Origin of the sequence: Microbispora sp. ATCC PTA-5024, from assembly GCF_000511135.2 — a bacterium.
Classification (GTDB): Bacteria; Actinomycetota; Actinomycetes; order Streptosporangiales; family Streptosporangiaceae; genus Microbispora; species Microbispora corallina.
This window is the reverse complement of the sequence record NZ_KI866522.1, coordinates 2,060,656-2,073,815: the sequence shown is the minus strand read 5'-3', so window position 1 is coordinate 2,073,815 and position 13,160 is coordinate 2,060,656. Positions and strand designations below refer to the sequence as shown.

Here is a 13,160-nt window from a genome sequence, read left to right as displayed (position 1 = left end):
GGCCGCGGCGCCGTGGTCGTGGTCCCCGACGGCAAGGACGTGGCGCTGGTCGTCGACGCGCTGGGCGACACCCCCCACGTCGCCGTCACGGCCGACCTCGGCCCCGCTGAGCGGTACCGCCGCTGGCTCAAGGCCCTGCGCGGGGAGGCCAGGATCGTCGTCGGCAACCGCCCCGCCGCCTTCGCGCCGGTGCGCGACCTCGGGCTGGCGGTGATCTGGGACGACGGCGACGACCTGCACGCCGAGCGGCACGCGCCCTACCCGCACGCCCGCGAGGTCCTCGGGATCCGGGCGCAGCGGGCCGACGCGGCCATGCTCGTCGGGGGGTTCGCGCAGACGGCCGAGGCCGCGCTGCTCATCGCCACCGGCTGGGCCGCGCCGCTGCTGCCCGGCCACGACGAGCTGCGGGCGAGCCTGCCGCGGGTGCGCCCGATCGGCGACGACATGGAGCTGGCCCGCGACGAGGCCGCACGGGCCGCCCGGCTCCCCAGCCTCGCCTGGCGGGCCCTGCGCCAGGGCCTGGAGCGCGGACCGGTGCTCGTGCAGGTGCCCCGCCGGGGCTACCTGCCCGCCCTGGCCTGCCAGCACTGCCGCGCTCCCGCCCGGTGCTCCGGCTCGCCCCCGATCAGCCTCGACGCCTCCTCAGGCCGCCGTACGGGGGCCAGGGCGCCGCTCCCTGGAGCCGCGGGCCGCGACGACGGGGGGGAGACCCCCGGGCCGGTGTGCTCGGGGCCCCTGGCGCTCCGCGGCGGGCACGCCGTGCCGTACTGCCGCTGGTGCGGGCGGATCGCCGGCGACTGGCGCTGCCCGCACTGCGGGAGCCCCCGGGTGCGCGCGGTGATCGTGGGGGCCCGGCGCACGGCGGAGGAGCTCGGCCGGGCGTTCCCCTCGGTGGCCGTGCGGACGTCCGGCAGGGACGGCGTGCTGGCCACGGTGGGGGCCGCGCCGGCGCTCGTCGTGGCGACGCCCGGGGCCGAGCCGGTGCCGGACGGCGGCTACGCGGCCGTCGTCCTGCTCGACGGGTGGGCGCTGCTCGGCCGGCCCGACCTGCGGGTGGCGGAGGAGGCGCTGCGGCGGTGGATGAACGCCGCCGCCCTGGCCCGGCCGGGCGCCGAGGTCGTGGTGCTGGCCGACGGCCGGATCCCCGTCGTGCAGGCGCTGCTGCGCTGGGACCCGGTCACCTTCGCCGAGCGCGAGCTCGACGAGCGGGCGGAGCTGGGCTTTCCGCCGGCCGTGCGGATGGCCACGCTGACCGGCACGGGGGCGGCCGTCCGCGAGATGCTGGACGACACCGCGCTGCCCGGCGGCGCCCAGGTGCTCGGCCCCGTCCCGGTCGAGGGCGGGCTGGAGCGCGCCATGGTCCGGGTGTCCCGTCATCGGGGATCGGCCCTGGCCGGCGCGCTGAAGGGGGCGAGCGGGGTGCGGTCGGCGCGAAAGGCGCCTGACGTGGTGCGAGTGAGCATTGATCCGCTCGACCTCATCTGACCGATTCGCGATGCCGAAAGTAACCCGTTAGCGTCTCCCTGTGTCGATCGAATGGGTGAACCGGGCCATCGACGGCCTTCGCGCCTGGGGGCGGGACAGGCACGTCGAGGTCGACGTCGACGAGGTGCGTCTGCTGTGCGACTACGCCAGCGACTACCTGGAGGTGAACGAGCTGGGCGATTTCCGCCCGGGCACGTTCGAGGAGCTCCTGCTCGAGATCTACCCGCGGAAGGTCATCGCCCCGCCGGAGAGCGCCCCCGAGACCGTGGCCGCGGCCCGCACGCTGGTCGAGTTCCTGCTGGAGACGGGCGAGATCGGCAGCAAGACGGCCGAGCGGATGCGGGCGACCATCGACGAGATCGAGCCCGAGATGCCGCGGGCGCTGGCCGACACGACGAAGTTCGGCATGGCCAAGAGCCTGTTCAGCGCGATCGGTCCCGACTCCCTGGACCTGCCCGGCCCGTCGTCCAGGACCGGGACGGGGGAGTCCGGCGCCGGCGAGGACGGGCCCGGCTGCGACTGCCCCGGCTGCGCGCCGCTGCCCGCCGTACGGCTCCCGGCGCGGGAGGAGGTCGTCCGCGCGGTGCGGGAGGTGCCGCTGCTGCTGGACGCCCACCGGGTGGTGACGTGGATGGCCGAGGGCGGCCGCACGACCACGGTCAGGCGGGCCCTGCGGGTCCGCGACGCCCGGGTGATCGCCGAGGAGCTCGGCATCGGGCGGCCCGCCCTGGTGTGGCGGCTCGCCGTCGAGCTCGGGCTGGCCCGGCTGGACGGCACGGCCGTCGCCGCCGCCGAGGGGTTCCGCCCGCTGGACGCCCGGCCGGACGAGGAGCTGCTCGATCTGTGGGCGGGCACCCTGGAGTTCCTGATCGAGGGGCAGGCGGCCCTCACCGGGGAGGACGTGGTGGACGGAGGGATGTCCTCGATCCACGACCTGCTCTACCGGCTGCAGTCGCCGGTGCCCGTCGAGGCGCTGGCCGACTATCTCCGCGAGGTGGCGCCCGACCGGCCGGTGGGGCCGCTGGACGAGGCGCTGACCGGGCTCACGTACACGGGAACGGTCCAGTGGAGCGAGGACGGCCTGTGCCTTACCCCCCACGGCCTGTGGGGGCTGCGCGAGCTGTACGCCGGGATGGGCATGGAGGCCCCGCTCGCCCCCGACCTGGCGGAGGGCGACGCGAGCGGGCTGATCGCCGGGCTCATCACCGACGGCCTGCCTGCCGACGCCGCCGAGCGGGAGATCGTCTCCTGGCTGTCGCGCCGGGCGCCGGAGCAGGCGGCCGCCGAGCTGCTGGCCGCGGTGGCGGGCGCCCCCGCCGAGGTGCGGGGGGTCGCCGTGACCATCGTCGACCGGCTGGGCCCCGAGGCCGCCGAGGTGGTCCAGTCGTACCTGGACGACGCGGAGCTGCGCCCGCACGCCATCCACTGGCTGTCGTCACGCGGGCTCGACGCGCCGGCCCTGACCCCGGAGGAGGTGCTGTGGGTCAGCGTCGACATGCTGGCGCTCGCGCTGCCGGCGGCCGAGGCCGACCCCGAGGGCTTCGCGGAGAACATCGCGGCCTCCGGGCCGCCCGCCCACCTGATCGAGGACATGTGGCGCGTCGACCACCCCGACGTGGTCGAGGTTCTGGAGCTGCTCGGCAACACGCTGCCCGACCGGGCCGCCGCCAAGGCCGCCCGGAAAGCCGCCTTCAAGGCACGTTCGCGGGGCATTCGGTGACTGCTGTGGAGTAAGTTGCTGGAATGGCCGACAGCGACGTGCTCACATTCCCGCCGGTCGAGCTCGCCCCCGAGGAGGAGATCGTCCGGGTGGTGCGGACGGTCCCGCTCGTCGGGGACGCCGAGCGCCTGGCCGCGTGGACCGGCGAGCGCGAGGTCGACGAGCACGGGATGCTGACCGACGGCGACGCCGCGGCGGCCGTGAGCGAGCTGGGCCTGGAGGCGAGCCGGCTGCGCCTGCTCTGGGTCGTCGCGGTCAACGGCCGCCTCGTCGAGGTCACCCGCCACGGCGCCCGTCCCGGGCCGGGCGTGCCCGACCCGCTGGAGTTCTGGGACGGCGTGGTGATGGACGTCCTCGACCGCACGGAGGAGGGCCTGACCGGCTCCGCAGTGGTCGACGAGCACCTCACCGAGATCCTCGCCACGATCTACAGCGTGAAGGAGGGCATGCCGCTGGCCGCCCTGGCCGGGGGCATCCTGCAGGCCCACGAGATCGGCTGCGAGGCCCGCCAGCCCGAGCTGCGGCGGCTGCGGATGACCCTGCCCGCCGAGCTGGCCGAGGCCATGCGGCTGCTGGAGTACTGCGGCCTGATCGAGGTGTCGGGCGACTTCGTCCGGCTGACCGGGCCGGGCGTGTGGGCCGTCCGCCGCGACCTCCTCCGCGAGGGCCACGACGCGCCGTCGCTGCGGGAGGTCGCCGCCTTCGCCCAGCAGGGCGCGGCCGAGCTGATCGACGCCATGCTCGCCGGGAAGGCGTCCGCCAGCGCCGCCACGCTGTGGCTGGAGCGGCGCATGCCCGAGGACGCCGCCCGCGAGCTCATCAAGATCGCCGCGTCCGGCAACGCCGCCCAGCGCGGCACCGCCGGGACCGTCCTGGAGGAGCTCGGCCCGGAGGCGGAGCAGGCGGTGCGCGAGGCGCTCGACGAGCCGATGATGTGGCGCTACGCCGCGGCCTGGCTGGGCGTGCGCGACCTGGAGGCGCCGGCCCTCGGCGAGGGCGACGGCGCCTGGGTGGCGGTCGACACGCTCGCCGCCCTGCTCTACCTGGGCGCGCCGGTGGACTCGGTCGCCCACTTCGACATCCTCGGCGAGGACCTGCTCACGCTGGTGCCCGACATGGGCCGGGTCGACCACCCCGACGCCCTCGCCGTGCTGGAGCTGCTCGGACGGCACCACCCCGACCCCCTGATCGCCAAGACGGCGAGGAAGACGGCGATGAAGGCCCGTTCACGCCCGTAGACTGTGGTGATCCCGCAGAACGTGACGTGAACGGAGCCCGCCGTTGGCCATCCAGCCGATCCGACTGTTCGGCGACCCCGTGCTTCGCACACCGGCGGCGCCGGTGGTCGACTTCGACAAGGAGCTGCGCAAGCTCGTCAAGGACCTGACCGACACGATGATGGACGCGCCGGGCGCCGGCCTGGCCGCCCCCCAGATCGGCGTCGGGCTGCGGGTCTTCACCTACTACGTCGACGACCAGCTCGGTCACCTGATCAACCCCGACCTCGACCTGTCCGACGAGCTGGACACCGAGGGCGAGGAGGGCTGCCTGTCGTTCCCCGGGCTGACCTATCCCACGCCCCGGGCGATCCGCGCCGTGGCCAAGGGCTTCACCATGTACGGCGAGCCGATCACGCTCGAGGGCACCGACCTCATGGCCCGGTGCTTCCAGCACGAGACCGACCACCTCGACGGCGTCCTGTTCATCGACCGCATGGACTCCGCGCAGCGCAAGCTCGCGATGAAGGCCATCCGCGAGGCCGAGTGGAGCGGCCTGTCGGCCCCCGTCGTCAAGGTGTCCCCGCACGTCACGGGTGGGAGGGCCCTGTAGTGCGCCTGGTCTTCGCCGGCACTCCCGAGACCGCGCTGCCGTCGCTGCGCGCCCTGCTGGACTCGCCCCGCCACGAGGTGGCCGCCGTCGTCACCCGGCCGGACGCGCAGTCCGGCCGGGGGCGGAAGGTCCACCCCAGCCCGGTGGCCCAGCTGGCCGAGGAGTCGGGCATCGAGGTGCTCAAGCCGCCGAAGGCCGGAGATCCGGAGTTCCTCGACCGGCTGCGGGCGATCGCGCCCGACTGCTGCCCGGTCGTCGCGTACGGCGCCCTGCTCCCGCAGGCGGCCCTCGACATCCCGCGCCACGGCTGGGTCAACCTGCACTTCTCGCTGCTGCCCGCCTGGCGGGGCGCGGCCCCCGTGCAGCACGCGGTCCTGCACGGCGACGAGATCACCGGCGCCTCGACGTTCCGGATCGTGAAGGAGCTGGACGCGGGCCCGGTGTTCGGCGTGCTGACCGAGGCCGTGCGGCCCGACGACACGAGCGGCATCCTGCTCGCGCGGCTCGCCGAGGCCGGGGCGGGGCTCCTGCTCGGCACGCTCGACGGCATCGAGGACGGCACGCTCGAGGCCCGGCCGCAGCCCGCCGACGGCGTCAGCCTGGCCCCCAAGATCGAGGTCGACGACGCCCGGATCGACTGGGGCGCCCCCGCCATGCGGGTGGACCGCCTGGTTCGCGCGTGCACCCCCGCGCCCGGCGCCTGGACCGAGCTCCACGGCCAGCGGGTCAAGATCGGCCGGGTGCGGCCCGCCCCCGAGGCGGACAAGCTCGCGCCCGGCGAGATCGCCGCCACCAGGAGCGCCGTCCGCGTCGGCACCGGCACCCACCCCGTCGAGCTGACCGAGGTCCAGCCGCAGGGCAAGCGCGTCATGGACGCCGCCGAGTGGGCCAGGGGCGTCCGCTTCACCGGCGGGGAGAGCTTCGCGTGATTCGGTGGGAGCGGGCGGCATGACCAGGCGGGGAGACAGGGGCACCGGACGCGGGCCAGGAGGCCGTCCGCCGGCCGCCCAGGGACGCGCGCGGCCGCGCAGGGACGAGGCCCGCAACGCGGCGTACGACCTCATGCGCGCGGTGGACGAGCGCGACGCGTACGCCAACCTGCTGATGCCGACCCTGCTCAGGCAGCGCCGGATCTCCGGTCGCGACGCCGCGCTCGCCACCGAGCTCGCCTACGGCACGCTGCGCGGGCTTGGCACCTATGACGAGGTCATCGCCGCGTGCAGCGACCGCGCCCCTGAGGACGTCGACCCGCCGCTGCTCGACGCGATCCGGCTCGGCGTCCACCAGCTGCTGCGCACCCGCATCCCGCCCCACGCGGCCGTGAGCGCCACCATCGACCTGGTCAGGCTCCGCGTCGGCCCCGGGCCGTCCCGGTACGCCAACGCGGTGCTGCGCAAGGTCGCCGGGCGGACGCTGGAGGAGTGGCTGGAGATCGTCGCCCCGCCCGCCGGCGAGGACCCGATCGGCAACCTCGCCGTGACCCACAGCCACCCCCGCTGGATCGTGTCCGCCATGCGCGACGCCCTCGGCGGGGACCTCGGCGAGACGGCCGCCCTGCTGGAGGCCGACAACGAGCGGCCGCGCGTCGCCCTGGTGGCCCGCCCGGGCCGCGCCACGCTCGACGAGCTCGTCGAGGCCGGGGCCGAACCGGCCGCCTACTCGCCGTACGCGGCCTATCTGCCGGAGGGGGACCCGGGCTCGATCCGGGCCGTCGGCGAGGCGAGGGCGGCCGTGCAGGACGAGGCGAGCCAGCTGGTCGCGCTGGCCCTCGCCCGCGTGCCGCTGGATCGCGACCGGAGCTGGCTCGACATGTGCGCCGGCCCGGGAGGCAAGGCCGGGCTCCTCGACGCCCTCGCGACGCAGCGGGAGGCGCGACTGCTCGCGTCCGACGTGCAGTACCACCGCGCCCGGCTGGTGTGGAACGCCACCCGCGAGGCGGCGGTCGTCACCGCCGACGGCACCGAGCCCGCCTGGCGTCCCGGGGCGTTCGACCGGGTCATGCTCGACGCCCCCTGCACCGGCCTCGGCGCGCTGCGCAGGCGGCCGGAGGCCCGGTGGCGGCGCGACCCCCGCAGCGTTCCCGAGTTGACGCGGCTGCAGCGCCGCCTGCTGGTCTCGGCGCTGGACGCGGTGCGGCCCGGCGGCGTCGTGGCGTACGTCACCTGCTCCCCGCACCTCGACGAGACCCGCGCCGTGGTGGGGGACGTGGGCGACCGGGCCGAGACGCTGGACGCGCGGGAGTTCCTCCCGGAGGTGCCCGATCTCGGCGACGGGCCGTACGTCCAGTTCTGGCCGCACCGGCACGGGACCGACGCCATGTTCATCGCGCTCCTGCGCCGGCGCTGACCCCGTCGCTCCCGGCGGACGCGCCGGTCTGAATAGACTGCAGGCACTATGGCCGTACAGATCTCGCCCAGCATCCTGTCCGCCGACTTCGCCCGCCTCGCCGACGAGGCCGCCCGGGTGGAGGGCGTCGCCGACTGGCTCCACGTGGACGTCATGGACTACCACTTCGTGCCCAACCTGACGCTCGGACTGCCGGTCGTCGAGGCGCTGCTGAAGGCCACCTCTACGCCGATCGACTGCCATCTCATGATCGACGACCCCGACCGCTGGGCCCCGGGGTACGCGGAGGCGGGCGCGGCCAGCGTGACCATCCACGCGGAGGCCGCCAAGGCGGCCGTACGGACGCTGCGGGCCATCCGGGCGGCCGGGGCCAGGGCCGGGCTCGCGCTGAACCCGGCGACGGCCGTGGACGGCTACGAGGACCTGCTGCCCGAGATCGACATGCTGCTCGTGATGACCGTGGAGCCCGGGTTCGGCGGGCAGCGGTTCCTCGACATGGTGCTGCCCAAGGTGTCCCGGGCCCGTTCGCTCATCGACAAGCACGGCGGCCAGGTCTGGCTCCAGGTCGACGGCGGCGTGTCTGACGAGACCATCGAGCGGTGCGCCGAGGCCGGCGCCGACGTGTTCGTGGCCGGCAACGCCGTCTACGGCGCCGACGACCCCGCCGCCGCCGTACGCGCGCTGCGGGCGCTGGCCGAGAGCGCCTGACCGGCCCTCACCTCTGGGGAAGGGCCGGCAGGGGCGCCGATCGGCCGGCGCCCCTCACGGAAGGCCTCAGGCCAGGGCCGGGTCGAGGACGACGTCCTCGCCGTGGACGGTGGGGGCCTCGGGGAAGTGGCAGGCCGTCAGGTGGCCCTCCCGGTTGCCGCTGAGCCGGACCAGCGGCGGCACCTCCTGGGCGCACTTGTCCTGCGCCTTCCAGCAGCGGGTGCGGAACCGGCAGCCGGACGGCGGGTCGATCGGCGAGGGCACGTCGCCGGCCAGGCGGATCCGCTCGCGGGGCTCGGCCGCCACGTCGGGCTCGGGCACGGCCGACAGCAGGGCGTGCGTGTACGGGTGCCGGGGCCGCTCGTAGATCGACTGGCGGTCGCCGACCTCCATGATCTTCCCGAGGTACATCACGGCGACCCGCTGCGAGAAGTGCCGCACCACGGCCAGGTCGTGCGCGATGAACAGGAACGCGATGCCGAGGTCCCGCTGCAGCTGCTGGAGCAGGTTGACGACCTGGGCCTGGATCGACACGTCGAGGGCCGACACCGGCTCGTCCGCCACGATCAGCTTGGGGTCGAGCGCCAGCGCGCGGGCGATGCCGATGCGCTGCCGCTGTCCTCCGGAGAACTCGTGGGGGAACCGGTTGTAGTGCTCGGGGTTGAGGCCGACGATCTCCAGCAGCTCCTGGACGCGCTTGTGCCGCCCGCCGGCGGGGTTGATCCCGTTGATGTCCATCGGGCCGCGGATGATCGTGCCCACCGTCTGCCGCGGGTTGAGCGAGCTGTACGGGTCCTGGAAGATCATCTGGATCTCGGGCCGGATCGGCTTGAGCTCCCGGCGCGAGCTGTGGCTGATGTCACGGCCGCGGTAGAGGACCTTGCCCCCGGTGGGTTCGAGGAGCCGGGCGGCCAGCCGTCCGGTGGTGGACTTGCCGCAGCCCGACTCGCCCACGAGGCCGACGGTCTCGCCCTCCGCCACCGTGAGGTCGATCCCGTCCACGGCGTGGACGGCCCCGACCTGGTGCTTGACCAGTACGCCGCCCCGGATGGGGAAGTGCTTCACCAGCCCCTGGAGCTCCAGGAGGGTCTCGTTCATGCCGGTTCCTCGATCTGGGCGGTACGGATGTCCTTCTTCTGCTGGAGGGTGAGGTAGCAGGCGTCGCCGTGGCCCGACTCGGGCGAGATGTCGGGGCGCTGGTGGAAGCACAGCTCCGGACCGGCCAGCTGCGGGTAGTCGCAGCGGGGGTGGAACGGGCACCCGGGCGGCGGGGTGAGCAGGCTCGGGGGCGTGCCGCGCACCGGGCGCAGCGGCTCGTCGACGGCGGCGTTCAGACGGGGCATCGACGAGAGCAGGCCCCACGTGTAGGGGTGGCGGGGCTCCCGGAGCACCTCGCGGACCGTGCCGCGCTCGGCGGCCCGCCCGGCGTACATGACCAGCACGTTGTCGGCGGTGTTGGCGACGACGCCGAGGTCGTGGGTGATCAGGATGATCGCCGTCCCGAACTGCTGCTGGAGGTCCTTCAGCAGGTCGAGGATCTGGGCCTGGACGGTCACGTCGAGCGCGGTCGTCGGCTCGTCGGCGATCAGCAGGTCGGGGTCGCAGACGAGGGCCATCGCGATCATCGCGCGCTGGCGCATGCCGCCGGAGAACTCGTGCGGGTAGTGGTCCACCCGCGTCTTCGGCTGCGGGATGCCGACGCGGTCGAGCATCTCGACGGCCCGCTCGCGGGCCTCCTTCTTGCTCGCGCCCTTGTGCTTGCGGTAGACCTCGCTGATCTGCCGGCCGATGGTGTGGAAGGGCGACAGCGAGGTCAGCGGGTCCTGGAAGATCATGGCGACGCGGTTGCCGCGCAGCCGCTCCATCGTCCCGCGGCCGGCTGACAGCAGCTCCTGGTCCTCCAGCCAGATCTCACCGGCGATCTTCGTGTGCGCGGGGTCGTGCAGGCCGAGGATGGCGAGGTTGGTGACCGACTTGCCCGACCCGGACTCGCCGACGATGCCGAGGGTGGTGCCCTTCTCCACGTCGAAGGAGAGCCCGTCCACGGCGTGGACGACGCCGTCCTCGGTGCTGAACTCGACGCTGAGGTCGCGGACGGACAGGAACGGCCCGGGGCCGCGCGAGGTGCCCTGCTCGCCGCTCCACGACACGGTGGTCACTTGCTGCTCCTGTTCCTCGTTCGGTGGTGCACGGCCCGGCCTCAGCCGATCCGCACGCGCGGGTCGATGACGGCGTACAGGACGTCCACCACGATGTTCAGCACCACGATGGCCGCCGCGCCCACGATCGTCACGCCGAGCAGCATCGGCAGGTCGGTGTTCTGCACGGCCCGTACGGCGAGCTCGCCGATGCCGTGGAGGCTGAACGTCTGCTCGGTGATGATCGCGCCGCCCAGGAGCGTGGCGAGGTCGACGCCGAAGATCGTGATGATGGGGATCATCGCGCCCCGCCAGGCGAACCGGAAGAACACCGACCGGCTCGACATGCCCTTGGCCCGCGCCGTCCGGACGTAGTCCTCGGCGAGCTGCTCGACCATCTGGGAGCGCGTCATGCGGGTGTAGTTGGCGGTGAAGATGATCGACAGCACGACCCACGGCAGCAGCAGATGGGTGAACCAGCCCAGCGGGTCCTCGGTGAAGGCCACGTACGAGGGGCGCGGCAGCAGGCCCGCCGTGTCCACGAGGTAGAAGGCGAGCAGCGGGCCCACGAAGTAGATCTGCAGCGACGCGCCGATGACGGACGAGGCGCTGGCGATCTTGTCGAGCGGCTGCCCGACCTTCCAGGCCGCGAGCATGCCCGTGAGGATGCCGAAGGAGAGGATCACCGCCGAGGCGCCGATGGTGAGCGACAGCGTCACCGGGAAGCGGTCGACGATCGCGCCGAACACCGGCTCCTGCGTGGCGAAGGAGTAGCCCAGGCAGGGCGCGGGGCAGGCGCCGAACTGGACGAAGTCCCGCCCGGCGAAGATGCCCACCAGCCAGTGCCAGTACTGCACGAACAGCGGCTCGTCCATCCCCAGGTTGTGCCGGATCAGCGTGAGCGTCTCAGGACGGCAGATCTTGCCGCAGAACGCCCGCGCCGGGTCGCGAGGGATGGCGTAGAAGAGGTAGAACGTGACGGCACTGATGATCAGGAGGATCACCAGGGCGCCGAGGATTCGGCGTACCAGAAAACTGGTCATGGCGTCGCACTTGCTCCTGCGGGCGGAACGGGCCGGGGGCCCGCCGCCCCGCCCGGTGGGGGCGGAGGCGGCGGACCCGGAGGACTGCTACTTGACCCAGATGTCGAGCGCGGACTGCTCGCCCTCGATCGGGTCCATCTTCACGCCGCCGAGGCCGGAGCCGTAGAGGCCGAAGTAGGTCTGGTAGTACTCGGGGACGATCGCCGCCTGCTCCATGATCTGCCGGTCGATCGCGGCCCACGCCTTACCGGCCGCCGCGGCGTCGGTGATGGCGTTGGCCTTGTCGATGGCGTCGTTGATCGCCGGGTCGTTCAGGTGCGTGTAGTTCGGCGAGTTGTCCGTGATGAGACGGCCGTCGAACTGCGGCTGGATGGCGGTCGAGCCGGTCGGCCAGTCGGCCGCCCAGCCGCCCCAGTAGACGTCGTACTTGTTGTCCACCGGGCCGATCGCGTCATAGTACGTCGCCGGGTTGAGCGGCTTGGCGACGACGTTGAAGCCGGCCTTGGTGAGGGCCTCCTTGATGGCGACCGTGATCTTCTCCTGCGTCGGCGTCTGGTTGTACGCGTAGACGAGGGTCTGGTTGAGCTTGCCGGCCTGCTGCAGCAGCTGCTTGGCGGCGTCGGGGTCGCCCTCCGGCTTCTTGAGCTTGCCGTACAGGTCGAACGGCTCGTAGCCGAGGACCGTGGGGCTCATGACCGTGGTGGCGATCTTGCCGGTGTTGATCTCGCCGCCCTCGATCTGCTGGATCTGCTTGGCGGGCCAGGCGGTGATGATGGCCTTGCGGACGTTGACGTCGGTGATCCGCTTGGTGTTGATGTTGTAGAACGTCGTGAACGGCGTCAGGCCCTGCACCGAGCGCTTCATCGCCTCGGCGTTGCCCAGCACCTCCTGCACGCGCTCGGCGGCGACCGCGTTGTGGAAGGTGAACGCGTTCTTGTCGTTGCCCGTGTCGGCGAGGAACCGCTCGGTCGTCTGCTGGGCCTGCACGCCGAACTCCATGTGGAACTTGTCCGGGTAGGCGTGCCGGATGGAGTCGGTGTTCTTGTCCCAGTTCGGGTTGCGCTCCAGGTCCATCGACTTGTCGGTGACGTGGCTCACGATCTTGTACGGGCCGGCCGAGAACGGCTGCTTGTCGTACTTCTGCTTGGTGTCGTGCGCCTTGGGCACCGCGCCGTAGCCGGTCATGGCCACGGTGAAGTTGAAGTCGGGGTGGAGGCCGTTGAGGTGGAAGACCACCGTCTTGTCGTCCGGAGTCTCGATCGTGTCGAGCTCCTTGCCGTCGTACGGGCCCTTGTACTGGTCGCGGAACGGCTTCTTGGGGTCGGGGACGAGCCAGCTCTCGGCGTAGTCGGGGCCCTCGGTGATGAAGTCCGCGAACAGGCGCTCGAAGCTGTACTTGATGTCACCCGAGGTGATCGGGGTGCCGTCCTCCCACTTCACGCCGTCCTTCAGCGTGAACTTCCAGGTCTTGCCGCCGTCGGTGGTGGTGCCGGCGTCGGTGGCCAGGTCGCCGACGAGCTTGATGTTGCCCGAGTCGTCGTGCTTGTACGCCGTGAGCCGGCGGGTGAACAGCTCCGAGACCGAGGAGTTGTAGTTCAGGTAGATACGGCCCGGGTCCAGGTGGCTGAAGTCGTCACGGTCGATCATGTAGACGGTGCCGCCGGACTTGGCGCCGGGGATCTCCGGGGCGGCGCCCTTGGAGTCATCGGCCGTGCCGACCGCGATCGCGCTGACCGCCTTGTTCTCCAGCGGCTTCTGGGAGCCGCCCGCGGCGGTGGCGGGGGCGCCGCCGCCGCCACCCTTGGCGCAGCCCGCCAGGGCCAGCGCGCCTATGGCGAGGACGGCCGTCACCGAGGCGTATCGCCTGCTGTGCGATCTCATGTGGTCCTT

11 protein-coding genes are annotated in these 13,160 nt (G+C 73.0%); 7 read left to right on the top strand and 4 right to left on the bottom strand.

Translation table 11 applies throughout. The features are described from left to right. From MPTA5024_RS09150 to rpe, 7 genes are all read left to right on the top strand, one after another. The coding region (locus MPTA5024_RS09150; RefSeq protein ID WP_036321508.1) for a primosome assembly protein PriA at nucleotides 1–1,485 on the top strand (1,485 nt) is incomplete at its 5' end. Between the two features lie 40 nt (nucleotides 1,486–1,525). Beyond that, the gene (locus MPTA5024_RS09145; RefSeq protein WP_036321505.1) at nucleotides 1,526–3,205 is read left to right on the top strand and encodes a hypothetical protein; all 1,680 of its coding nucleotides are present in this window, start codon (nucleotides 1,526–1,528) and stop codon (nucleotides 3,203–3,205) included. A 23-nt stretch (nucleotides 3,206–3,228) separates the two neighbouring features. Then, a complete protein-coding gene (locus tag MPTA5024_RS09140) occupies nucleotides 3,229–4,443 on the top strand; it encodes a hypothetical protein (RefSeq protein WP_036321502.1) in 1,215 nt (404 codons plus the stop codon). A gap of 43 nt (nucleotides 4,444–4,486) precedes the next feature. After that, nucleotides 4,487–5,035: a peptide deformylase gene (gene def / locus MPTA5024_RS09135; RefSeq protein ID WP_036321499.1), complete on the top strand. Its 549-nt coding sequence runs from the start codon at nucleotides 4,487–4,489 to the stop codon at nucleotides 5,033–5,035. Continuing rightward, nucleotides 5,035–5,964 carry a methionyl-tRNA formyltransferase gene (gene fmt, locus MPTA5024_RS09130; RefSeq protein ID WP_036321496.1) on the top strand — a complete coding sequence of 310 codons (930 nt, stop codon included), beginning with the start codon at nucleotides 5,035–5,037 and terminating at the stop codon, nucleotides 5,962–5,964. The genes def and fmt overlap by 1 nt, the downstream gene beginning before the upstream one ends. 19 nt (nucleotides 5,965–5,983) lie before the next feature. Then, nucleotides 5,984–7,381, top strand: coding sequence for an RsmB/NOP family class I SAM-dependent RNA methyltransferase (locus tag MPTA5024_RS09125; RefSeq protein ID WP_036321494.1), 1,398 nt, complete (start codon nucleotides 5,984–5,986; stop codon nucleotides 7,379–7,381). 48 nt (nucleotides 7,382–7,429) lie between these two features. Continuing rightward, on the top strand, nucleotides 7,430–8,089 hold the full coding sequence (rpe, locus tag MPTA5024_RS09120; RefSeq protein WP_036321492.1) for a ribulose-phosphate 3-epimerase: 660 nt from the start codon (nucleotides 7,430–7,432) through the stop codon (nucleotides 8,087–8,089). Between the two features lie 66 nt (nucleotides 8,090–8,155). On the opposite strand, the gene MPTA5024_RS09115 is transcribed toward rpe, so the two are convergent. From MPTA5024_RS09115 to MPTA5024_RS09100, 4 genes are all read right to left on the bottom strand, one after another. Beyond that, on the bottom strand, nucleotides 8,156–9,187 hold the full coding sequence (locus MPTA5024_RS09115; RefSeq protein ID WP_051457866.1) for an ABC transporter ATP-binding protein: 1,032 nt from the start codon (nucleotides 9,185–9,187) through the stop codon (nucleotides 8,156–8,158). After that, a complete protein-coding gene (locus MPTA5024_RS09110) occupies nucleotides 9,184–10,248 on the bottom strand; it encodes an ABC transporter ATP-binding protein (RefSeq protein WP_036321489.1) in 1,065 nt (354 codons plus the stop codon). The genes MPTA5024_RS09115 and MPTA5024_RS09110 overlap by 4 nt, the downstream gene beginning before the upstream one ends. A 41-nt stretch (nucleotides 10,249–10,289) precedes the next feature. Further along, complete coding sequence (locus MPTA5024_RS09105; RefSeq protein ID WP_036321485.1) at nucleotides 10,290–11,270, bottom strand: ABC transporter permease; 981 nt, start codon at nucleotides 11,268–11,270, stop codon at nucleotides 10,290–10,292. A gap of 87 nt (nucleotides 11,271–11,357) precedes the next feature. After that, a complete protein-coding gene (locus MPTA5024_RS09100) occupies nucleotides 11,358–13,151 on the bottom strand; it encodes an ABC transporter substrate-binding protein (RefSeq protein ID WP_051457865.1) in 1,794 nt (597 codons plus the stop codon). Nucleotides 13,152–13,160 lie beyond the last annotated feature (9 nt).

Bases quoted from the DNA above. Each gene is read 5' to 3' on its own strand.
- rpe (WP_036321492.1), top strand. From the start codon at position 7,430: ATGGCCGTACAGATCTCGCCCAGCATCCTGTCCGCCGACTTCGCCCGC.
- MPTA5024_RS09140 (WP_036321502.1), top strand. From the start codon at position 3,229: ATGGCCGACAGCGACGTGCTCACATTCCCGCCGGTCGAGCTCGCCCCC.
- MPTA5024_RS09100 (WP_051457865.1), bottom strand. From the start codon at position 13,151: ATGAGATCGCACAGCAGGCGATACGCCTCGGTGACGGCCGTCCTCGCC.
- MPTA5024_RS09115 (WP_051457866.1), bottom strand. From the start codon at position 9,187: ATGAACGAGACCCTCCTGGAGCTCCAGGGGCTGGTGAAGCACTTCCCC.
- MPTA5024_RS09125 (WP_036321494.1), top strand. From the start codon at position 5,984: ATGACCAGGCGGGGAGACAGGGGCACCGGACGCGGGCCAGGAGGCCGT.
- MPTA5024_RS09105 (WP_036321485.1), bottom strand. From the start codon at position 11,270: ATGACCAGTTTTCTGGTACGCCGAATCCTCGGCGCCCTGGTGATCCTC.